The sequence below is a fragment of the Pedobacter westerhofensis genome (genome assembly GCF_900182595.1).
Taxonomy (GTDB): Bacteria; Bacteroidota; Bacteroidia; order Sphingobacteriales; family Sphingobacteriaceae; genus Pedobacter; species Pedobacter westerhofensis.
In genome coordinates this window covers 124,006-146,767 of record NZ_FXTN01000008.1, presented here as the reverse complement: position 1 = coordinate 146,767, position 22,762 = coordinate 124,006, and the positions used below count along the sequence as shown (strand labels likewise).

The following is a 22,762-nucleotide window of genomic DNA, read 5'->3' as shown; positions in this document are numbered from 1 at the left end:
AGTATTGTTATGGAATTAAAAGGAAAAGTGCACGAAATCGGTGCATTACAACAGGTAAGCGAGACTTTTAAAAAACGTGATCTCATCATCGAGTACGCGGAAAACCCAACTTATCCTGAATATATAAGATTTGAAGCTTTGCAAGACAAAACTGCTTTGTTTGACAGCTTAAAAACTGGTGATGATGTAGAGGTTTCTTTCAATCTGCGTGGCCGCCCATGGACAGATAAAGCAGGAAAAACTTCTTATTTCAACAGTTTAGTAGTATGGAGAATCAATGCACTGACAAACAGTGCAGCAGGTGCGCCTTCAACTCCGCAATACGCTCCGCCGGCAGACTTAAACAGCGCGCCAGGTGAAGAAGATGATTTGCCATTTTAAGAACTTTTTTAGGAAACAAATTGTACTACGGATGCCGGAAATTTATTTCCGGCATTTTTTTTTACGGCTATTTGAATATTATTGTTAATTGTATTATGCGGAGATTACGACCGCCAATCTCCGCATAATATGCGTAGTTTATATTGACATTGCGGAGAATAATCTGTATATTGGACGCGTAAAATGCGGAGATTAAATATGTATATTCATCAATTACCTCAATGGCCAAAATTTACCTGGGATGAAAATGTCCTTTCAGCATTATTAGGTAATGTCAGATATCTTCAGGGCAGATTACTCGGGAAAATGGAAGGTATAGGATTTGAGTTACAAAATGAAGCGTCTCTTCAAACCCTGACAGAAGATGTATTGAAATCCAGTGAAATTGAAGGAGAAATCCTGAATCCAGATCAGGTTCGATCTTCTATTGCCAGGAAATTAGGAATGGAAGTGGCTAGCCTTGTTCCCTCAGACCGAAATGTTGATGGTGTCGTTGAAATGATGCTTGATGCTACTCAACGGTATAGGAATGAATTAAGCGAGGAACGTTTATTTGGTTGGCATTCAGCATTATTTCCAACAGGTCGCAGCAGCATGTATAAAATAATTGTCGGCAATTGGCGCGATAATGATAAAAATGATCCAATGCAAGTTGTATCAGGGGCAATGGGGAAAGAGAAAGTACATTATCAAGCTCCCGACTCCGACATTCTATCCTCAGAAATGAAGGCTTTTTTAGTATGGTTCAATAACTATAACAAGATCGATCCGGTATTAAAAGCGGGAATAGCCCATTTATGGTTCGTCACAATCCACCCCTTTGATGATGGTAACGGGCGAATAGCGCGGGCAATAACGGATATGCAACTCGCAAGAGCTGACGGGAGTGCACAGCGCTTTTACAGTATGTCGGCACAAATACGATTGGAAAGGAATAAATATTACGAAGTATTAGAAATTACGCAAAAAGGGACAGTCGACATAACAGAATGGCTCTACTGGTTCCTGGATTGTTTTGGCCGTGCTTTATCCGCTACAGATCAAACACTGTCTAAAGTCTTATTTAAGGCCAGGTTCTGGGAGTATTTAAATAAGGCTACGCTGAATGATCGGCACAAGTTACTACTGAATAAATTGCTTGATGGTTTTGATGGAAAACTTAATTCTTCAAAATGGGCAAAAATCGCTAAATGTTCCCAGGATACGGCTGGACGTGACATTCAAGCTTTACTTAATCAAAATATTCTAATTAAGGAAGAAGCTGGCGGGAGAAGCACAAGCTATGTTTTAAACGAACAGCCTGGCAAAAATGAATAACTCTTTTGATCTGCTAAAAAGCGATTTCTCATAATTGATAATCACCACAATAAAATAAAAAACATATTATCCAACTGTTTGAATCTTACTGTGTTAAAAATTGTTAAAATAGCGCTTATCCACTTACTCTTCCTTATTTTTGCCCTTGTAAATAATGAAGAAAAAAAGCCTTTGGCTGATTACCGGACTCATGACCATAGCTTTGCTTGGTGTATTTGTAATGCAATTGTATTACATCAGGGAGGCATATCGGCTTAAATCACAGCTTTTTGAACAGGAAGTAAACCAGGCACTCAGTGCCGTGGCCGACAAGGTACAGCGGATCAACGCGGTAGACCGTATCAGCAAAACAGATTACGCCTGGCGTATCAAGATTGAAAATCAGCGCCGCGACAGGACCCGCCGGCTGATGGACCTCGATCAGAAATATAAAGAAGACGAGCGCAAAAGAAAGTACGATCAGCAGAAACAGATGATTGACGAACTCAATTATCAGGATGGCATGATCCGTAAAATGTACCTCAGCCCAACGATCATTTCTGAGGCTGATTTCTTTGCCCTGGCCAATCAGGCCACTACACCCCTGAATGTAGATGTCAATGTTGGTTTCGACGAGAACCTGAATATGATCGGCAGCAATGTACGAAAGGTATTCAGGATCGGCTCTGGCAAGACCTTTAACCTGGAGCCTAAAAAACTGCCTGACAGTATCAGATATCTGGTATATAGCAGCAATGACGGTCGTCCGTTGCGGATTTCCCTGCCCAGCCTGAATGCAGATATGCGGGCCAAGTTTAAAATTGAAGATGAGATTGCCGCCAGAAGGCGCAGCAATGCGCTGAGCGAATTACAGGCAGATACCGTGAGGCTTAACAATGGCGATTTTAATGTGCTCGAAGCCGCAGCCAGGGAAATGAGGGAGCTTGATATCCCGCTGGATGAGCGGGTGTCTAAAGGCAAGCTGGATACGTTGCTGCGGGCAGAACTGCTCAACAAAAATATTCAGCTGAATTATGATTTCTGGCTGAAAAGCGAAACCCGCGATTCTGTGGTTTTCAGTAAGGTGTCTTTCATCAAAGGAGAAATCTTACCAGACAATACCTTTAAAACAAAACTATTTAGCAATGATGTGATCCGTGACCCGGGAGTGCTGTATATCAATTTTCCGGATAAGGAATCTCTGATCCTGAGCAACCTGAAAGTGACAATGGCCTCGTCCGGAGCCTTGTTGCTGGTGCTGCTCTCCATCTTCTCCTACACGCTGTATGCGATATTAAGACAGAAGAAGATTTCTGAAATGAAAACGGATTTCATCAATAACATGACCCACGAGTTTAAAACACCCGTGTCTACGATTATGATCGCCAGTGAGGCGCTCAGGGATCCTGAAATCCTGGAAGATAAGGCGCGTATCGGCCGTTTGGCAGGAATCATTTACGATGAAAATGTACGCCTTGGAAATCATATCGAAAGGGTGCTGAGCATTGCGCGGCTGGATAAAAAAGAATTGAAACTGGAAGAAGAAGAAGTGGATATGAATGCGCTCATTGCGGCCGTTACCGATAGCATGAGCCTGCAGTTGCAGAAAAAAGATGCAGAGGTTGTGCTAAACCTCGATGCCCTTTATCCTGTAGTGAAAGGCGACGAGCTCCACTTGTCTAACGTGCTCTATAATTTGATTGATAACGCCAATAAATACAGTATCGATCCGCCGAAAATTACGATAACCACGAGAAATTCCGGGAAAAATCTCGTACTGGAGATAGAGGACGAAGGCATTGGAATGACAAAGGAACAGAGCAAGCGTGCATTCGACCAGTTTTACAGGGTGCCTACAGGTAACCTCCATGATGTAAAAGGATTTGGCCTGGGCCTTAATTATGTGTTGGATATTGTAACACAAATGAACGGATCCATTAAGGTACGCAGTGAGAAGGATAAAGGAACACATTTTGAAATAATTATACCCCTGAATTAAAATGAAGAAAATTCTATTGGTCGAAGATGATCCTAACCTGGGAATGCTTTTGCAAGATTATTTACAATTAAAAGGCAAGTTTGATATCGTTTTGTGCGTGGATGGCGAAGAAGGGCTGCGTGCATTTAACAAGCAGGCTTTTGACCTTTGCATCCTGGATGTGATGATGCCTAAAAAAGATGGTTTTGCCCTGGGTAAGGAAATCCGCAAGATGAATGAAACCGTGCCGATTATCTTTGCAACGGCGAAGGCGATGATGGAAGACAAAGCCTCGGCATATGATCTTGGGGGGGATGATTATATCACAAAACCGTTCCGCATAGAAGAACTGCTGCTGCGGATCAATGCGCTGCTGAAGCGTGCTTCAGTAAAGGAAGTTAAACCAGCCGAGCCTGTGCAATGCCAGTTCCAGATCGGCAGCTATACTTTCGATTATACCACCCAGCTGATCCAGCATAACGGACAGCAGCAGAAGTTATCCACCAAGGAGGCGGAGCTGCTCCAGCTCCTGTGCCTAAAGCAGAATGCTGTGCTTACCCGTGAAGAAGCATTGCTGAGCATTTGGCACGACGATAACTATTTCAACGGCAGAAGCATGGATGTATTCCTGAGCAAGCTGCGGAAATATCTTAAAGAAGATCCGAAGGTAGAGATCCTGAACGTACACGGAAAAGGGTACAAATTGCTGGTTAATTAATAAATTATACTTAATATTTTTAATTAGTGATGAATATTAATTGTATCTATAATTAGTTTGTTCCAATCTTTAGTACCTTTGCTTCAAAACTGTTGCAAAATATGTCTGAATACAATCCCGCTGAAATTGCTGCTAAATTCATCAATTACACCTCGCGGCACATTTTCCTGACAGGGAAGGCCGGTACAGGAAAGACCACCTTCCTGAGGAATTTAATTGAACTTACGCACAAGAAAGCCGTAATTGCTGCCCCCACCGGGATTGCCGCAATCAACGCTGCGGGAGTTACTATTCATTCACTGTTCCAATTGCCTTTTGGTACTTATCTCCCTAAGCAGCCAACAGCAGAGCACCCCAACCAGCAGTACAATACCCCCAGATCTATTGTGCGCCATTTGCAGATGACCAGTACCAAGCGCAGGATCTTTCAGGATCTTGAACTCCTGATCATCGATGAAGTCAGTATGCTGCGGGCAGACCTGCTGGATGCCATCGATATGGTGCTCCGATATATCAGGAAGAACAATGCCAGTTTCGGAGGTGTACAGGTCTTGTTTATCGGTGATCTTCACCAGCTTCCGCCGGTAGTCAAATCAAACGAGTGGCAGCTCCTTGGAGAATTCTACAACAGCGTTTATTTCTTTGATGCCCATGCCCTGCAGCAAAGCCCTCCGGTGTATATCGAACTGGAGAAAATCTACAGACAGGCAGACGGGGTGTTCATTAATCTCCTGAACAACCTGCGCAACAATGAAATTACCCCGGGGGATGTAGCACTGCTGGAGCAGTATTACAAAGCCGGATTTGTACCGGCAAAAGAAGATAAATATATCACACTGACTACGCATAACCAGCGTGCGGATGCCTTAAACAAAAAAAGCCTGGATGATCTTGAAGGGGTGTCTTACCTCTTCCAGGCAATAATCGAAGATGAATTTTCTGAAAGCTCCTATCCCGCAGAACGCATCCTGGAACTGAAGCTTGGCGCCCAGATTATGTTTATAAAAAATGACCAGAGTGGCGACCGCAGGTTTTTTAACGGGAAGATCGCTACGGTAATCAGCCTTAGGACAGACCAGATTGAGGTGGAAACTGAAGGTGAGCGGGAGCGTATTATCCTGGAGAAATACACCTGGAAGAATATTAAATACACTAATCATAAGGTGACCAATGAGATTGAAGAAGAGGTGATCGGTAAGTTTATACAGTATCCGATTAAACTGGCCTGGGCAATTACCGTGCACAAGAGCCAGGGGCTTACCTTCGATAAGGCGATCATTGATATCGGCAATGCCTTTGCGCCCGGGCAGATCTATGTGGCCCTGTCACGCCTCCGCTCCCTGGACGGACTGGTACTTACTTCGCAGATCTCAAAAACGGGTATCCGGCAGGATCAGAATGTTTCTCATTTTTCTAAGAACAAGCAACAGGAAGAAGAGCTGAAGATCCAGATCAAACAGGAAAGCGAAGCTTTTCTCAGAAGCTACCTGCTGCAATGTTTTGACCTTACTCCACTGGATAATTATGTATATGAACATGTGCATTCCTACAGTAAAGACATCAATAAGTCGGCAAAACAGAAACATGTGAAATGGGCACAGGCCCTGCTAAAAGAACTTAGCGAGATAAAAACCAATGCCAATAAATTTCTTGCCCAGATCCAGCGGCTGAGCCACGACCAAACACCCGAAGGCTTATCTGCCATGCTGCTCCGCACCACTGCTGCAGAAAATTATTTTAATCCCCTGCTGCTTGAGCTGTCCAAACGCATATTTGAAAGGATGGAACTGGTTAAACAGGACAAGCAGGTAACCGCGTTTCTGACTGAACTGCTGGAAATGGAATCGCTGTTCTATGAACAGTTTAAGAAGATCAGAAAGGCTACGGCCTTGTTGCAGTCTACCATCAACGGGACGGAATTCACGAAATCTGATGTGGGCTTACTGTTAAATCAGTCTGAACGCGAAGCACAGATGAAAAAGGTTTTTGCTATGCCCAACAAGCTGGATTTTACGGCAAAAAAGGAAAAGCCTAAAAAGGCCAACGCTGCAAAAACACCGAAGCCACCTAAAGAAGATACCAAAGAGGTTTCGCTGGAACTCTTCCGTAAAGGCAGGAGCATCGCCGAAATTGCTGAGCAGCGAAATATGGTGGTCGGTACCATTGAAACGCATCTGGCGCATTATGTAGCCAGGCAGGAGCTTGATGCCAAAGATATCCTGGGCAGAAAAAAGCTGGATAAGATCCTCGAAGCAATCAATGAACTGAAAACGGTAAATCTGAATCCCCTGCGTGCCCAGCTAGGAACCAGTGTCACTTTCGGCGAGATCAAGATCGGTATTGCGGCACACCTTGCGGGAGACAGTTAAGGTCTGCATCTTATTAACTCCCGATTTCGGGTAATGAAAATTAGACTTTAATTAATGATCATATTGATTTATTTTTTAGCGAACACAGACTGAGATTTGCGCCCTAACCTTTTACCTGCTTTGTGGATATCATTAAGATTAGTTTCATCAGTTAATAATTCTAAGAGCTCCTTTTGCCTGTTTAATTTAGATATAAATTTTATAAGCTGCAATTTCTTTTCTTTTGATCCAGTAAAGTGGAGTTTTAGATATTGTTCGATAAAAGTAGCAAAGGAGCTTATTAAGATTTCTTTTTTTGAAATAAAAGCCTCATCAGTATAATCCCCATTTGTAGTAATAGAATCATACATGATTTTTGTGATCTCATTAAATTCATCCTTATTTATCTGGTTATTCTCATCCTCTGCTGCAGATTTCAATGTTATCATATTTCTTCCATCGTTATTAAAGTATAACCGGCCTCTTTTATTACCTCTAATATAGTGAATTTTCTGCCCGATTTAAACAAAACTTCCTTCTCATTCGCAGGATCAAATTTCCCATATTTAGCAATTTTTTCGATTTCTTTTCCTGTCTTTGAATATATCACGAATCTGGTATTTCGACCAAAGGATATGGCAGTTAATTCGGATTTTGTGGTAGATATAAAAGAATGCTCTATTATTGCTTCCCCATCTTTTTCAGCGTCCAGGTATTTTTTTAATTCAAAACTATTAAGACTTGCACACCTATATACCAAGCCTTCAAAGTTTTCTAACTTCGACAGACAGGTATTGAGAATCGTACCAAAATTGCTGTTTGTTTTTCCATTTGTAGATCTCAGTAATTCGTTAACTTGTTCATAGCCGTCTTCTGAATACTTATAAATAATTGCTTTTTCATATACACTAAGATCGGGCAATTCATTTTTTCGAGCACTCCTCTCGATTTCATGTATTTCCCTTCCTAAATATTTTCGGGCGAACTGCTCTGCTTTAGTCAAATTTACAATCTTTTGATGATTGTAAATTTAACCATATAGAAATAAAAATAAAAATATTATCTTGAAATAAAACTACAACTTAACATCTCCCTCAAAAACAAGTTCTGCGGGTCCGCATAAAAAGATATTGCTGAAATCCTTTCCATCGTAGTCAAATTCGATACGCAGTTTACCCCCAAGAACAGTAATATCTGTTTTTAAGCTCCCTTTCTGATCATGTGCTTTTGCCATTGCCAGTGCTACAGCAGTAACCCCGGTACCGCAGGCATAAGTTTCATCTTCTACGCCGCGTTCAAAAGTGCGCACAAAGAGGTGGTCGCCTTTATCTTCAACGAAGTTCACGTTGATGCCTTCAGCTTTATAGGTTGAATTGTTACGGATTTCCTTGCCCCTGGAAAATACGTCCATATCTTTCAGGTCTGATACCTGGTCCACATAATGAGGGGAGCCGGTATTCAGCACATAAGCCGAACCGTCATTTTCAATGTCCTGCACATCAATCATCTGAAGTTCAACCCAGTTACCTTCTGCTGAAATTTTGGCATAATGGGGGCCGTCAACTGCCAGAAAGTTAGTCTCAGTGTCAATAATTCCGAGGTGTTTTGCGAATGCCACTATGCACCTGCCGCCGTTGCCGCACATGCTGCCCAGTCTGCCGTCAGCATTAAAATAAAGCATCTCAAAATCGTAATCCGGATGGTCCTGCAAAAGCATCAAACCATCACTGCCAACGCCAAAACGCCTGTCACACAATTGCAGCACAATATTGTTATCTTTATATTGGAATTTCAGTGAGCGGTTATCCACCAGGACAAAGTCGTTTCCTGCTCCCTGATATTTATAAAAATGCGTATGCTGCTGATCTGAAGGGGTATTATTTAACATTTTTTAACAATTTATGTGATGTTGTGCTGATACAAATATCGGTGTAATGGTATTAAATTTGAATATAATCCAACTAAATTAACAAATGATACCATTATATGACATATCTGGCTTCATCAGCGTTAAACTAAAGCAGTTCTTCTGCAGTCAAATGAAGCGTTCCCCAACAGGCCGTTAAGACAATAAAACCGAAAGTATAATAAGCAAATGAAACATTTATACGCTTAACAAATCTAATAAACCAGGAAGCCCTCAAAGCTTCATAACAAATTTTAAATCATAATACACACATGAAAAGAATAGCATTAATAGTTTTCGCTGCGTTCGTAGGTGGTGCAGCAGCAATCGGAGGTTATAAAATGCTGGAGAATAAAACCAGCAATCTGACACTGGCTGAAAAGCAGAATGTTCTTTTTGCCAGCAATCCGACAGCAATTGCTTCTACAGGAGCAGTTGATTTTGTACAGGCGGCAGCAGCAGTTTCTCCTGCGGTAGTTCACATCAAGACTACTTTTACTTCCGGCGGTTCCAGTGAAAGCGGATCACCAATGGATATGATGGAAGAGTTCTTTGGTGGCGGCAGCAGGGGCAGAAGATCGCGCGCGCCGAGGGCCGCTTCGGGATCTGGTGTAATCCTAACTCCTGACGGTTACATTGTAACCAACAACCACGTCGTGGAAAACGCAGAAAAGATCCAGGTGATCTTATCTGACAGGCGTAAGGTGGAAGCTAAAGTGATTGGCCGCGATGCCAACACAGATCTTGCTTTAATTAAAGTTGATGCTACCGACCTTCCGGTTGTAAAAATGGGCAACTCTGATAACGTTCAGGTAGGTGAGTGGGTACTTGCAGTAGGATTCCCCCTTGATCTGCAAACAACAGTTACTGCAGGTATTGTGAGTGCAAAATCACGTCAGATTGGTATTTTGGGCCGCGAAAGACAACAGCCTACAGAAGAAGAATATGAAGAATATCAGCGTACCGGAAAAGCTCCAGTAAGGGCTGCTAACAGTGCAATCGAGTCTTATATCCAGACTGATGCTGCGATTAATCCCGGCAACAGTGGCGGTGCCTTAGTAAATGCAAACGGTGAACTTGTTGGTATCAACTCTGCTATCGCTTCCCAAACAGGAACAAACGAAGGCTATGGCTTTGCTATTCCTGTAAACCTTGCCAAAAAGATTCTTGAAGATTTTAAAAAATATGGCAGCGTAAAACGCGGATATGTAGGTGTTACATTCCAGGAACTGAATGCCGATGTGGCTGAAGACCTGAAAATCGATGATATCAGCGGATTATATGTAAGTGAGGTCATGCCAAATGGCGGCGGTGCTGCTGCAGGAATCAGAAAAGGTGATATCATCAAAAAGGTAGAAGGGAAAGAGGTGTTCAACTCTCCGGACCTGCAGGAAAAAATCGGACGTATGAGCCCTGGTGATAAAGTTCTGCTTACCATCGCAAGAGAGGGAAAGTTACAGAATGTAAATGTCACATTGAAAGGCGATGCCAGCATTGGTGTTAAACCAAAAACCATCCTGGCCTCGAGAACAACAGGAACAACACTGGATAAACTGGGTGCAACATTTGCCCCTGCATCCGCTGCAACAAAAGCAAAGTATGGCGCTAAAAGCGGTGTCGTTGTAACTGCTGTTGAAGAGGGCAAGCTTTTTGACTCTTTTGATATCAGCAGAGGCTTATTGGTGACCGCAGTAAATGGAAAACCAGTAAACAGTGCCAAAGATGTTGAAGCTGCCCTGCCCACTTCAAGAAATGGTAAAACAACAATTTCCGGAATCGGCCCCAACGGGAACTATACCTTCAGTTTTAACTAAATTTATTGATTATATTTCCTTTAAGGGGGCAATGAAAATTGCCTCCTTTTTTGTTTTATATGCGTTATAATCAATTATTACACATTACGACGTAGAACGTTTCTAAATAGCTTTTTTATTACTAATAGATGATATTCGTGTTTAAATTAAGTCATTTATTAAATACTTTTGCAGGAATAGAACTCAAATATAAAAATCTAATGGCTAGTTTCGGAAACGCTTTTTCCTCATCTATAGGAAAAAAACTAATAATGGGTATCACCGGCCTGTTTCTAATCTTATTTCTCATCGTACATTGTTTTATCAATTCATTGATATTTCTGAATGACGGTGGTTTGGTATTTAACCTTGGAGCCAACTTTATGGCTACCAACTGGCTGATCAGGGGATCAGAAGTAATTCTGATGCTTGGTCTGATTGTACATGCAGTACAAGGCCTTCGTCTTACTTTTCAAAATCAGGCGGCACGCCCTGTAAAGTATGCAGTGAACAACGGAAATGCAAACAGTAAATGGTATTCCCGCTCGATGGGCTTACTGGGAACTTTATTACTGATCTTCCTGATCGTCCATTTGTCTAACTTCTGGGTAGTATCACGTTTTACAGGAATTCCTACTGAAGATGCAAACGGTCGCGAAAATCTATATGCAGTAATGCAGCAGGCCTTCCAGAATATCTGGCTGGTAGTTTTATATGAACTGGCGATGGTTTCTCTGGCTTACCACTTATTGCACGGTTTTGCTTCGGCATTCCAGACACTGGGCTGGAACCACAGAAAGTATAGCCCGCTGATTAAAGGCGTTGGTGTATGGTACTCAATCATCATATCGTTGCTTTTTGCAGCTATGCCTGTGGCATTTTATACAGGTCTTATTAAATAATTTCGAACGTATAACGCTAATATAAAATGGCAGATTTTAATGCAAATATACCGGAAGGGGAACTAACCGTAAAGTGGACTAAACTGAGGTCTTCAATGCCTCTGGTAAATCCGGCTAATAAAAGAAGTATAGAAATAGTAGTAGTAGGTTCAGGACTGGCAGGTGCTTCGGCAGCAGCTACACTGGCCGAAATGGGATATAAAGTAAAATGTTTTTGTTTCCAGGATTCTCCGAGACGGGCACACTCTATTGCCGCTCAGGGAGGTATCAATGCAGCAAAAAACTACCAGAATGATGGTGACAGTGTTTACCGTTTATTCTATGATACAATCAAAGGTGGTGACTACCGTGCCCGCGAAGCAAACGTTCACCGTTTGGCTGAAGTAAGTACAAGTATCATCGATCAGTGTGTAGCTCAGGGTGTGCCCCTGGCAAGGGAATATGGTGGATTACTGGATAACCGCTCATTTGGTGGTACACAGGTTCAGCGTACATTTTATGCCGCAGGACAGACAGGTCAGCAATTGCTTTTAGGTGCATACAGTGCCCTGGAGCGCCAGATCGGTATGGGTAAAGTGGAAATGTTTACCCGTCATGAAATGCTTGATGTGGTAGTGATCGAAGGTAAAGCACGTGGTATTATCGCACGCAACCTGATCACCGGCGAGCTTGAACGTCATTTTGGTCATGCAGTATTGCTTGGTTCAGGTGGTTACGGTAACGTATTTTACCTGTCTACCAATGCCATGGGCAGTAACGTGACTGCTGCCTGGAAAGCACACAAAAAAGGCGCATTCTTTGGTAACCCTTGTTTCACACAGATCCACCCTACCTGCATCCCGGTATCGGGAGATCACCAGTCTAAATTAACACTGATGTCTGAGTCCCTTCGTAATGACGGAAGGATCTGGGTGCCTAAGAAAAAAGACGATCAAAGAAAGGCTTCCGATATTCCGGAAGACGAAAGAGATTATTATCTGGAACGCCGTTACCCTGCTTTCGGTAACCTTGTACCGCGTGACGTAGCTTCGAGAGCAGCTAAAGAGCGTTGTGATGCAGGTTATGGTGTAGGTAAGTCTAAACTGGCGGTATATCTTGATTTTGCTGCGAATACAGAGCGTTACGGTCGTATTGAAGCTACAAAACATAACATTCACAACCCTGACAAAGCAACTTGTGTACGTCTTGGACTCGAGGTGATCAAAGAGAAATATGGTAACCTGTTTGATATGTATGCACAGATTACTGGTGAAAACCCGTATGAATTGCCAATGCGTATCTATCCTGCGGTTCACTATACCATGGGCGGTCTTTGGGTGGATTATAACCTGATGACTACTATTCCCGGTTTATATGCCTTGGGTGAAGCTAACTTCTCAGATCACGGTGCAAACCGTCTGGGTGCTTCTGCTTTGATGCAGGGACTGGCTGATGGTTACTTTGTGATCCCTTATACTATCGGTGCTTATCTTTCAAAGGAACTGGCGACAAAACCAATTCCATTGGATCACCCTGCTTTTGTGGAAGCCGAAGCAAGTGTGAGAGGAATACTGGAAAGGTTCGTTAACATTAAAGGCACCAAATCTGTGGATTTCTTCCATAAGAAATTAGGTCTGATTATGTGGGAGAAATGTGGAATGGCACGTAATGCACAAGGCTTAACTGAAGCGATTGCGGAAATTCAGCAGTTGCGTAAAGATTTCTGGAGCGATGTACGTGTACCTGGTGTCATCAATGAATTCAATCCTGAACTTGAGAAAGCAGGTCGTGTGGCCGATTTCATCGAGCTGGGAGAGCTGATGTGTATCGATGCACTGAACAGAAATGAATCCTGCGGAGGTCACTTCCGTGAAGAATATCAGACTGAAGAAGGTGAGGCTTTGAGAGATGATGAAAACTATGCATACGTAGCTGCATGGGAATTCAAGGAAGGTGTGAAATTTGAACTCCATAAAGAGGAGCTTAAATTTGAAAACATCAAGATCGCACAAAGAAGTTATAAATAATCTAGTACTAAATTATCCATACCATGAGTACAGGAAATATGAATTTAACGCTGAAAGTTTGGCGTCAGAAAGATAATAAAGCCAAAGGCAGTTTGGTAGATTATAAATTATCGGAGATTTCTCCGGATATGTCCTTCCTGGAGATGTTTGATGTTCTGAACGAGCAGCTGATCACCAAGGGAGACGAACCAGTTGTGTTCGACCATGACTGCAGAGAAGGTATCTGTGGTTCATGCTCAATGTTTATCAACGGCAGGCCGCATGGGCCAAAAGACCTGGTGACTACCTGCCAGCTACATATGCGCTCTTTCAAGGATGGTGATACCATTGTGGTTGAACCATGGAGAGCGGCTGCTTTTCCGGTAATTAAAGATTTAACGGTAGACCGTACTGCATTTGACAGGATTATCGCCGCAGGGGGCTTTATTTCAGTAAATACTGGTAATGCCCAGGATGCAAATGCACTCCCAATCCCTAAGATTCAGGCGGATGCTGCTTTTGAAGCTGCGGCTTGTATAGGCTGTGGTGCCTGTGTAGCTACCTGTAAAAATGCATCAGCGATGTTGTTTACCTCTGCTAAGATCTCACAGCTGGCATTATTGCCACAGGGACAGCCTGAAAGATACCGCCGTGCTCAGAGTATGGTTGCACAAATGGATGCAGAAGGCTTCGGAAACTGTACCAATACGGGTGCCTGTGAAGCTGAATGTCCTAAAGGAATCTCTCTGGAGAACATTGCAAGGATGAACAGAGATTTTTATGCTGCAAAATTTGTTTCTGAGGAAGAAGTTTAATAAATTTAGGCTCTACGAGACAAGGATTTAACACAAAAACCCCGGCTAAATTTTAGCAGGGGTTTCGTGTTTTTAAACGCTTTATTTTTACTGTTTGGATATGCATCGCACAGCTGCAAACCTGTATGTGCAGGATCGTTTAGGGATGCGGGTTTTCATCACGATTCTTTACTTTGATTTCTTAGAGACAATCAATACCACACCGTTTTTAGCCTCTGGTCCGTAGCTCTCTAAAGCAGCTTTATCTTTGATCACACTCATCGACTCAATCGTCTCAGGATCTATTTTATTTAATTCTGCTGAACTGGTACGTACACCATCGAGATATAAAATTGGACTGTTTGGCCCTTTAATCCTGATATTTGCCCGGGCTCCGTCTTCAGGTTTTGCCCCCGCAGGTCTTGCAACAGGTGCCTGATTCAGATTTGGTTTGTCAGTATCTGCCTTAGAGAGTGCAAAAGTTATCGGGATATTGTATTTCACACGCACCGGCTGATTACCGCTTGTACCTGGAACCCATTTGGGAGAAGCTTTCAGAACCCTCAATGCCTCTTCATCAGTGCCGCTTCCCAGGCTTCTTTCCACTTTAACATCAGTAAGCCTGCCATCCTTTTCTATAATATAGGATAAGAAAACTTTTCCCTGCACATTCTTCTCCAGTGCTTCTTTGGGATATTTTATGCTTTCTGCTATGTACTGGTAAAAGTGGTCCATACCGCCGGGAAAGCCTGGTTGAGTGTCAATTGAAACAAAATCATAGACCTTATCACCATTGGCTCCATTATCAGTTTTATCAGCCGGAGCAACTACGACTATCTTTGCTGGTTTAGACTGGCGTTTTTTCTTTGTGGTATCCTGCTGTGCCGGGCCGCTGATATCAGTGCTGACAGGGTTTTCTTTGCTCTCTGTGGTAAATAGTTCAGGGACAGGCGCAGGGATCTTCCTTGCCAGGTCCTTGATTTCTTCATTCCTGCTGATCTTTGCAGATGACAGCAGAAGCATTCCCGCAAACAGCGGGAGAAAGAGGCCATACTTTAGAATGGCGGTTTTGGTGGATCTTTGTTTATTCAGCATATATATTCGGTTTTTAATGAGTGATTTTGAAAAGAAGCTATTGGTAAGGGCACTTTGGTCTACATTAAAAGCACTGCATAACAGAAGTATTGCATAGGATTCCTTATCACCCTCCAATTGCGCCGCTGCCTCATCGGCCAGGTATTCATGTATATTTTTAATCGAATTTTTGTACAGGTAGATCACCGGGTTACACCACAGGAGAATACCCAGCAGTTCAAAATATAATACATCCGCCGTATGGTACTGCCGGATATGAATGTCCTCATGCTGGTGTATAATGCCCTGACCCGGCAGGTTCTGATCAATCACCTTTTTCCCCAAAAATGAAAAAGCCATTCCTTCGGAGTTTGAGCCAATCAGCCTTTTAACAATCAATAAGCGCCAGACGAAAAATACGCTGAAGAAGATCGCACCGCCAACATATATTGCTGCGATCAGTGCGCCCCAGTTAAAGCTTGTATCTGCCGCTGTATTTCCATCTGCAACCAGCATCGTCAACTGTCCCGCACTGATACTGATGTTCTGGTTGATGGCCGCTTCAGATATCCATTCCGGTTTGATGAATGGGATCAGAAGTGACAACGATCCTGCTGAAAGCAGATAAATCCTGTTCAGCATAAACCACGTTTCCTTTTCGAGAAGTACTTTATAAAATGCGTAAAATATAACCACGTATATATTTACTTGCAGGAGATACCAGGCCCAGGTCATTTTGATTTGTTTTTAAGTTTACTGATCATTTTAAGAATCTCGTCCACATCGTTCACATCCATCTTTTCTTCCTTTACAAAAAAGGAGAACATGCTTTCTACGGAATTTTCAAAGTAATTCCCCAGTAGTTTTTCTGTAGCATGCCGCTTATAATCTTCTTTGGAGATCAGTGGGTGATACTGATGCGCCTTACCAAATGCGGTATGGCCGATGAAGCCTTTAACTTCAAGTATCCGGATGATGGTCGAGACTGTATTGTATGCAGCTTTGGGTTCTGGCAGGAATTCCATCACTTCTTTAACAAATCCCTTTTCGATCTGCCAGATTACTTGCATAATCTGTTCTTCTGCTTTGGTGAGGTCTTTTATTTCCATCGTGCTGGTTTTGATTAAGTTAATAGTTGAACTAAGAATATAGTTAAATGTATGAACTATATTCTTAGTTTCAAAATATTATGTGTTTTTTTTTCAAAACCTTATAAAAAAGCAATGGCGGCCATCCAGCCGCCATTAACTACTATTAACTATAACTAAAACTAAAATTTTTGAGCACAGTGCTCATGATGTCTAAAAGACGTACTATATATCTTAACGTTGCAGGTACAGCTAACGTCGATTGATTTTTATTTTAAGATTGCGTTCGGTATGACAGCAACGCTTGTATTTGTAGCTGGCTTCAGGTTTGCCGAAGCGCTGTCTGAAGTGCCGGTATTACTGGACACTGTCAGGATCATCATGATAAAAACAGGTACCAGCAGTAATAAAAACGGAGAGACATTTGTTAATTTTTTCATGATATATGTATATATATTAGTCAGTTTGCTGAAGTCTATTTGATATGAAGAATAAATCCTGTTGTGTATTAAAGTGTCGAGGTGTTGAACAGATGCGGTTTTCATAATCGTTTCGTTTTGATGAAACAAATAGAATCATAAAATTCATGCTGCTAAAATGTTTTATACCAAGTGGAAATAATCATAGATCAACAGGTGATTTTAAGAAAAAATGCAAAATGTTGGTATTTTAGCCGTTGGTAGAAAAAAAATGCCAGTTCGTCGAAAGCTCTGACCAAAAAGTATTACTTTCAGTACTTTGGTTCAAAGCAAAAGAGTGCCCGGAATGCCTTTACAGAGCAATTAATGAATCCGCATTTATAGCTAACTGACTCCTGAAAATAATTTAGAAAATAACAGATACAGACAGATGAAGGGTAAAAGAGAGTTGATAGCACATTTGGTTTATTGGCTGCTGATTATAGGTCTGCTGGTACTACAACTGGTGTTTAGTGAGATCAAGCGTGATTCTGCTTATATCATTGTTAACATCGGCTATTTTTCTATCATCAACGTATCTGTGTTTTATATCAACTACACGCTGCTGATCCCGCAGCTTTTAAAAAAATACTGGTACTATATCGTCTCTCTTATCGCACTGATTGTGCTGATGTCTGCTGCAAAAACAATTATGGCTGTTCTTTACCGCGACCAGGTATTACAGCGTATCAATTCTAAAACCGGAATTTCTGAGGAAATCAGCCTCACCACATTTATTGTTACCACGATATTTTCTTCAGGATTCTTTATTATTTCGGGCTGCCTGATTAAGTTTGCGCTGGACTGGTTTGGAAATATCCGTATACAGCGCAGTTTGGAAACTGAGAAAAAAGATATGGAACTGCAATTTTTAAAATCCCAGCTTAACCCGCATTTCCTGTTCAATTCCCTGAATAATATTTATTCCCTGGCCTACCAGAAATCTGATAAAACGGCAGATGCAATCCTCAAATTATCAGAGATCATGCGGTATATGATCTACGAGAGCAATGACAGCTGGGTAACGCTGAGCAAAGAGATCGAATATGTACAAAGTTATATAGAGCTTCAAAAGCTGAGGTTTAAGGATGGTGCCGCCGTAGTGATGACGCTCAATGGTGAAATTGACAACCAGAGGATCCTGCCGCTGGTACTGATCTCTTTTGTGGAGAATGCGTTCAAGCATGGCGTGGCCAATGACCCATCAGACCCGATCAGGATCAATATCATTGCCAATCAGAAGATCCTGCATTTCAGTATTACAAATAAAAAAAATAACGCCAACAAAGACCATGTTGGCGGGGTGGGTTTAAATAATGTAGAACGCCGGCTGCAGTTGCTTTATCCTGAAAGGTATAAGCTAAATATCGTAAATTCGGCTACGCATTATACAAGTGAACTCATGCTTGATATATAAATTTCAGATTTAAAAAGAATACAATGACGCTAAAATGTATTGCAGTGGATGATGAGCCTTTAGCGCTCGATATTATTGAGGATTATGTTTCTAAGGTGCCATTTCTGGAATTGGTAAAGAGAACAGAAAATGCAATTGAAGCTTTGCAGATGGTACAGGCAGGGGGCATCGACCTCGTTTTCCTGGATATCCAGATGCCAGACCTCACAGGTATTCAGTTCCTCAAGATCGCAAATAATAAAGCAAGCTATATCTTAACTACGGCCTATTCGCAATACGCACTGGAGAGCTACGATTTAAACGTATCAGATTACCTGCTAAAGCCAATCGCTTTTGACAGGTTTTATAAAGCCGTGGAGAAGGTACATAACCAGCATAAGAACAATGCAGAACCTGCTCCTGCAACTGCACCTGTCGTACCAGTTGCAGCTCCGGCAGCGGTTCCCGTTCAGCCTGTGCAGGACTTTATTTTCGTTAAAACAGAGCATAAGATCCAGAAGATTGAGCTTGACAATATTCTTTATATTGAAGGCCTGAAAGATTATATTTCCATTTTTACTAAAGCTGAAAGGGTGATCACCCTGCAGAACATGAAAAGAATGGAAGAAACACTTCCGCAGTCGCAGTTTATCAGGGTGCATAAATCATATATCATCGCACTGGATAAAATCGAAAGTATTGAACGCAGCAGGATCACCATTTGCGGCAAGATTATTCCTATAGGTGATACTTACAGGGATGAGTTTTTCAAAAAGATAGAGAACAAGAATATTTAGGCTTTAATTTCCTGTTTAAGGGCTTTCCTGATCGCGGTTTCTGCCATCAGGGTAAGTTCTTCGGCATTTTTGCCAATGGGTAGGATAGGCTCCAGTATTGTCCAGCGAATTTTCTCGCCAAAGCTTAAAGGGTACATTCCGTACCGCACCGTTTTCCAGGAGTTCTCTATTGCCACAGGTACAATCAGCGCGTTAGGTACTGCTTTTAGCAATGTGGCAATGCCTCCAACCTGAAAGGGCTTCATCTGCCCGTCTTTGGCACGGGTGCCTTCTGCAAAGATCATGGCCGACCAATTGTTATCTTTCATTCTCCTGCCCAGTTTAATGATCTCAGAAATGGCCTGTTTACTGTCTTTCCTGTTGATATTTGCCCCGCCGCCATACTTGAGGTTAAATGAAATGGAAGGTATGCCTTTAGTGAGCTCAATTTTGGAAATAAATTTTACGTGGTATTTTCTGAGGAACCAGATGAGTCCCGGTATATCGTACATGCTCTGATGGTTGGCCACAAAAATAATCGGGTGATTGAGCGGAAGCTCCTGCTCATTTACAAAAGTAGAGGAGGAGCCCAGGAAAATGTGGCTGTATGTCAGGAAAAAATTAAGATAGTCTACAGACACCTTGTGTGCCTTGTAACCAAACAAGCGATAGCAAATCCATTGCACAGGCTGGAAAACGAGCAAAGTCAGTAAAAAGAAAAAGTAAAATACGGGAGTAAAGATATATCCCAAAAGTTTGTTCATATGGTTTTATATTTTGCCTTCCAACAATAACAGTTTGGTTTTTAACAGCCCGGCAACACTCATGCTGTCGGTAATTCTTCCGTCAAGAGCCATTTGGTAAGCCTCTTCGAAAGGTAATTTACGCAACACCAGTTCTTCAGTATCTTCTGGTTCAGCGAGCCCCATGGTAAGATCCCTTGCAATAAAAATTACTGCAGCTTCGTCACTTACGGAATTAGAGAGGTGCATTTTTAACAATTCTGTCCAGCTGCCTGCAATTATTCCTGTCTCTTCCTGCAGTTCACGCTTTGCACTGTCCAGTACGGGCAGGTGCAGCGGGCCCCCGCCTTCAGGGATCTCCCAGCTGTAGGCCTTCAGCGGAAAACGGTATTGCCCCACCAGCCAGGTATTCATTTCTTCATCCAGCGGGATAATTCCGATGGCATGGTTCCTGAAATGGACTTCTCCATAAATTCCCTTGCCACCGGAAGGATTAATCACCTGATGTTCTGTCAGCCTTATCCAGTTATTTTCATAAATTTTATGGCTTTCCATAGTAGTCCAGGGGTTCGTATCTTCCATGCTGCAAGATACGAAATTCCCTAAAAAGTTCCTTCGTCAGGTTTTTGTTCCTGTTGTTCCTGTTTTTTCTGTTTCTTCTGGAAAGTAGTTTTTCCGAAACGGTAAGAGAAGGTGAGGTTTCCCATCTGTCCTTTCTGGTAGCGCTGGAAATCAGTGATCGTATTGGCATCCTGGATGATAGCGCCAAATTTCCGGGTATTGAATATATCCCTCATGTTAAAGCTAAGTGAAGCTTTCTTGTTTGGGAAGTCGTACTTTGCTCCTGCATCTACGCCATACATCGCCTTGCGTTTTCCCTGCGCCTGTAATTCTGTGGAGTTATAATCTCCCCTGATCTGCAGTGAGATATTGTAAGGAAGCGTAAAATTATTGGTCAGGTTGGCATTCCAGCTGTACCCTGAGGTAGAATTGATGTTATAAGCTGGTACAGCATCAATATTGCTGTGATATCCGTTTACGTTAGCTGTAAAGCTCCATGCTTTCACCGGATCTACTTTGGCAATGATCTCCAGTCCGCTGTTTGTACTTTGCGTTAAGTTAAACGGTGTAAGGATAATCACCCCTGCCGAGTCTGGTGCAGAGCGCACCCGCTGGATGAGGTCGTTGGTATGGCGTGAATATAAACTGGTGATCAGCGTTACCTTTGGCCAGAACTTACTGTAGCTTAACTCATAGGAGTGTACATCTTCAGGAAGCAGGTTGGGGTTACCCTGGCGCCAGCTCAAGGGATCTGAATAATCTATGAAAGGATTGGTATCCCATGGTCTTGGCCTGTTTACCCTTCTGGTATAGCTTAATTGTAACTGCTGCTCGCCTTTAAACTTCTGTGTCAGGAAAATACTTGGATATAACCTGTCATAGGCAATACGTCCGGCGGCATTGGTTACCGTACCGTTAAGGTCGTAACCGCCGGAGTTGGTGTTTAGCCTGGCCATCTCGCCTCTCAGTCCAACCTGGTAACCAAAGTTTTTGATCTGGTTTGAATAATTCGCATACAAGGCATGAACCTGGTCTTTGCTGTTAAACAGGTTGGATAGCTGGTAATTATTGTCAAAGGCACCCGTTGCATCGTTATATGTTCTTGCAATGGTATTGTTATCGGAGTACTTGATCTGGCTGCGGTATCCTGTTTCAAGTTTACCAAGCTTGCCTAAAGGCATGGTATAATCAGCCTGTATATTGTAATTTTTGTTTGTACCGTCGTTATCGTTAGTCAGAATTTCTGATGGATCTGTTGCAGGAAGGCCATTCTGGCTAAGTACGGTCGTGTTGTACTGCTGAAAGTTATCGTTTGTCCCGTGCGAATATCCAAAATTAAACGTCAGTTCCTGGTTAGGTTTCCATTTATGGCTGTAATCCAGGTTCAGGTCATAGCTATCGCCGCTACCGTCAGTAGTATTGATCCTGTCACTTAAAAGTATGGGAGAGCCATCTATGTTGTTATACGTATTTACATTCAAAAAGTCTCTTTTATCCTGGTCACGTTTATTATAAGAGACACCAAAACTCAGGATATCCTTTTTGGTCAGGTAGTAATCTATCCCGGCTTTTGCATTGTGGGTTTTCTCCAGCTGATTGGAGGTGGTCAGCTGTTCAGCTCTTCCCAGAGAGTCGGCGCGGTTTAGATAAGTGATATTGTTATAGCCACCACCTATGCGTTTACCATACCGGTAGCCATAATTTCCGTACAGGTTGATCTTATTATTCTGAAAGCTTAAGCTGGCATTCCCGTTATAGTTATCCCTGTTACCGGCGGTGAGAGCAATGTTTCCGTTCAATCCCAGTTTTGAGTTTCTCTTCAGGACGATATTGATAATGCCGGAGTTACCCTCTGCATCATATTTTGATGAAGGGTTAGTGATCACTTCCACAGTTTCGATAGAACTTGCAGGGATCGAAGCCAGGATCGAAGCAATGTCTCCGCCTGCTATCAGCGAAGGTTTTCCATCAATCAGTACTTTTACACCTGTTGACCCTCTAAGGCTAACATTTCCATCTACATCGATCTGTACCGATGGAACATTGGTTAACAGGTCTGAAGCAGATCCGCCCTCGCTTACCAGGCTCTGGTCTACCGAAAATACTTTTTTATCGATACCCAGTTGTATTGGCGCTTTCTTGGCAGTCACGTTTACCTCATTCAGCACAGTACCTTTAGAAGCTTTCATTTTGATGGTGCCCAGTGCAAGCATTTGTTTTGAGGCACTCACAGAGACTGAATCTCTAACCAGTGTCTGGTAGCCTACATAACTGATCTTAATAGAGAAGGTACCATTAGGGATACCATTGATCACAAGATTACCGTTAACGTCGGTCTGGCCTGTTGCTACATTGACTTTTGTTTGCCTGTTCATAATCACTGCGGAGGCAAAAGGAATCGTTTCATTTGTTTGGGCGTCTACAATTTTTCCTGTAAGTTTACCAGACCCCGGGGCCTGAGCATGAAGTTGAAAGGAAGTGGCAGTAATACAAATAGCGAGCAGTATAAATATAAATTTACAGCTTAAATTGTTCATTTCGAATATATCGTTTTAGGTTTCTTTT

The 22,762-nt window shown here is 42.4% G+C and carries 20 protein-coding genes; 11 read left to right on the top strand and 9 right to left on the bottom strand.

All coding sequences use genetic code 11. From position 1 onward, the window contains the following. Positions 1-9 precede the first annotated feature (9 nt). The 5 genes from FN831_RS16440 (at position 10) to FN831_RS16420 (ending at position 6,742) form a co-directional block, all read left to right on the top strand. On the top strand, positions 10-381 hold the full coding sequence (locus FN831_RS16440) for a DUF3127 domain-containing protein (protein ID WP_142529281.1): 372 nt from the start codon (positions 10-12) through the stop codon (positions 379-381). Between the two features lie 198 nt (positions 382-579). Further along, complete coding sequence (locus FN831_RS16435) at positions 580-1,698, top strand: Fic family protein (RefSeq protein WP_142529280.1); 1,119 nt, start codon at positions 580-582, stop codon at positions 1,696-1,698. Between the two features lie 154 nt (positions 1,699-1,852). After that, on the top strand, positions 1,853-3,676 hold the full coding sequence (locus FN831_RS16430; protein ID WP_142529279.1) for a sensor histidine kinase: 1,824 nt from the start codon (positions 1,853-1,855) through the stop codon (positions 3,674-3,676). A gap of 1 nt (position 3,677) precedes the next feature. Beyond that, a complete protein-coding gene (locus tag FN831_RS16425; RefSeq protein ID WP_185960510.1) occupies positions 3,678-4,373 on the top strand; it encodes a response regulator transcription factor in 696 nt (231 codons plus the stop codon). 101 nt (positions 4,374-4,474) lie between these two features. After that, positions 4,475-6,742: a helix-turn-helix domain-containing protein gene (locus FN831_RS16420; RefSeq protein ID WP_142529277.1), complete on the top strand. Its 2,268-nt coding sequence runs from the start codon at positions 4,475-4,477 to the stop codon at positions 6,740-6,742. Positions 6,743-6,810: 68 nt separating this feature from the next. Here FN831_RS16420 and FN831_RS16415 read toward each other — a convergent pair whose 3' ends face one another. The 3 genes from FN831_RS16415 to dapF form a co-directional block, all read right to left on the bottom strand. Then, positions 6,811-7,170 carry a hypothetical protein gene (locus FN831_RS16415; protein ID WP_142529276.1) on the bottom strand — a complete coding sequence of 120 codons (360 nt, stop codon included), beginning with the start codon at positions 7,168-7,170 and terminating at the stop codon, positions 6,811-6,813. Further along, positions 7,167-7,724 (bottom strand): ADP-ribosyltransferase, encoded by a 558-nt coding sequence (locus FN831_RS16410; protein ID WP_185960509.1) that lies wholly within the window; start codon positions 7,722-7,724, stop codon positions 7,167-7,169. The genes FN831_RS16415 and FN831_RS16410 overlap by 4 nt, the downstream gene beginning before the upstream one ends. A 72-nt stretch (positions 7,725-7,796) precedes the next feature. Then, positions 7,797-8,609 carry a diaminopimelate epimerase gene (dapF, locus tag FN831_RS16405; RefSeq protein WP_142529274.1) on the bottom strand — a complete coding sequence of 271 codons (813 nt, stop codon included), beginning with the start codon at positions 8,607-8,609 and terminating at the stop codon, positions 7,797-7,799. A gap of 290 nt (positions 8,610-8,899) precedes the next feature. Here dapF and FN831_RS16400 point away from each other — a divergent pair, with 290 nt between their 5' ends. From FN831_RS16400 to FN831_RS16385, 4 genes are all read left to right on the top strand, one after another. After that, positions 8,900-10,441: a trypsin-like peptidase domain-containing protein gene (locus tag FN831_RS16400; RefSeq protein ID WP_142529273.1), complete on the top strand. Its 1,542-nt coding sequence runs from the start codon at positions 8,900-8,902 to the stop codon at positions 10,439-10,441. Between the two features lie 200 nt (positions 10,442-10,641). After that, positions 10,642-11,322 carry a succinate dehydrogenase cytochrome b subunit gene (locus FN831_RS16395; protein WP_142529272.1) on the top strand — a complete coding sequence of 227 codons (681 nt, stop codon included), beginning with the start codon at positions 10,642-10,644 and terminating at the stop codon, positions 11,320-11,322. 26 nt (positions 11,323-11,348) lie between these two features. Further along, a complete protein-coding gene (locus tag FN831_RS16390) occupies positions 11,349-13,328 on the top strand; it encodes a fumarate reductase/succinate dehydrogenase flavoprotein subunit (protein WP_142529271.1) in 1,980 nt (659 codons plus the stop codon). Positions 13,329-13,351: 23 nt separating this feature from the next. Continuing rightward, positions 13,352-14,122, top strand: coding sequence for a succinate dehydrogenase/fumarate reductase iron-sulfur subunit (locus FN831_RS16385; RefSeq protein WP_142529270.1), 771 nt, complete (start codon positions 13,352-13,354; stop codon positions 14,120-14,122). Between the two features lie 168 nt (positions 14,123-14,290). On the opposite strand, the gene FN831_RS16380 is transcribed toward FN831_RS16385, so the two are convergent. The 3 genes from FN831_RS16380 to FN831_RS27735 all read right to left on the bottom strand — a co-directional run bounded on the left by FN831_RS16380 (position 14,291) and on the right by FN831_RS27735 (position 16,703). Continuing rightward, complete coding sequence (locus FN831_RS16380; protein ID WP_142529269.1) at positions 14,291-15,910, bottom strand: TonB family protein; 1,620 nt, start codon at positions 15,908-15,910, stop codon at positions 14,291-14,293. Continuing rightward, positions 15,907-16,284, bottom strand: coding sequence for a BlaI/MecI/CopY family transcriptional regulator (locus FN831_RS16375; RefSeq protein ID WP_142529268.1), 378 nt, complete (start codon positions 16,282-16,284; stop codon positions 15,907-15,909). The genes FN831_RS16380 and FN831_RS16375 overlap by 4 nt, the downstream gene beginning before the upstream one ends. A gap of 248 nt (positions 16,285-16,532) precedes the next feature. Then, a complete protein-coding gene (locus tag FN831_RS27735; RefSeq protein ID WP_185960508.1) occupies positions 16,533-16,703 on the bottom strand; it encodes a hypothetical protein in 171 nt (56 codons plus the stop codon). Between the two features lie 409 nt (positions 16,704-17,112). Here FN831_RS27735 and FN831_RS16370 point away from each other — a divergent pair, with 409 nt between their 5' ends. Together FN831_RS16370 and FN831_RS16365 are read left to right on the top strand one after the other, a co-directional pair. Further along, entirely contained in the window at positions 17,113-18,138 is a 1,026-nt protein-coding gene (locus tag FN831_RS16370) for a sensor histidine kinase (RefSeq protein WP_142529267.1), read from the top strand. 23 nt (positions 18,139-18,161) lie between these two features. Then, positions 18,162-18,914, top strand: coding sequence for a LytR/AlgR family response regulator transcription factor (locus FN831_RS16365; RefSeq protein ID WP_142529266.1), 753 nt, complete (start codon positions 18,162-18,164; stop codon positions 18,912-18,914). Here the strand turns inward: FN831_RS16365 and FN831_RS16360 are convergent. The 3 genes from FN831_RS16360 to FN831_RS16350 are packed head-to-tail and all read right to left on the bottom strand — an operon-like array spanning position 18,911 to position 22,734. Next, positions 18,911-19,657 (bottom strand): lysophospholipid acyltransferase family protein, encoded by a 747-nt coding sequence (locus tag FN831_RS16360; RefSeq protein ID WP_142529265.1) that lies wholly within the window; start codon positions 19,655-19,657, stop codon positions 18,911-18,913. The genes FN831_RS16365 and FN831_RS16360 overlap by 4 nt on opposite strands. A 6-nt stretch (positions 19,658-19,663) precedes the next feature. Next, a complete protein-coding gene (locus tag FN831_RS16355) occupies positions 19,664-20,218 on the bottom strand; it encodes an NUDIX domain-containing protein (RefSeq protein ID WP_142529264.1) in 555 nt (184 codons plus the stop codon). Between the two features lie 20 nt (positions 20,219-20,238). Next, complete coding sequence (locus tag FN831_RS16350) at positions 20,239-22,734, bottom strand: outer membrane beta-barrel family protein (protein ID WP_142529263.1); 2,496 nt, start codon at positions 22,732-22,734, stop codon at positions 20,239-20,241. Positions 22,735-22,762: the final 28 nt, after the last annotated feature.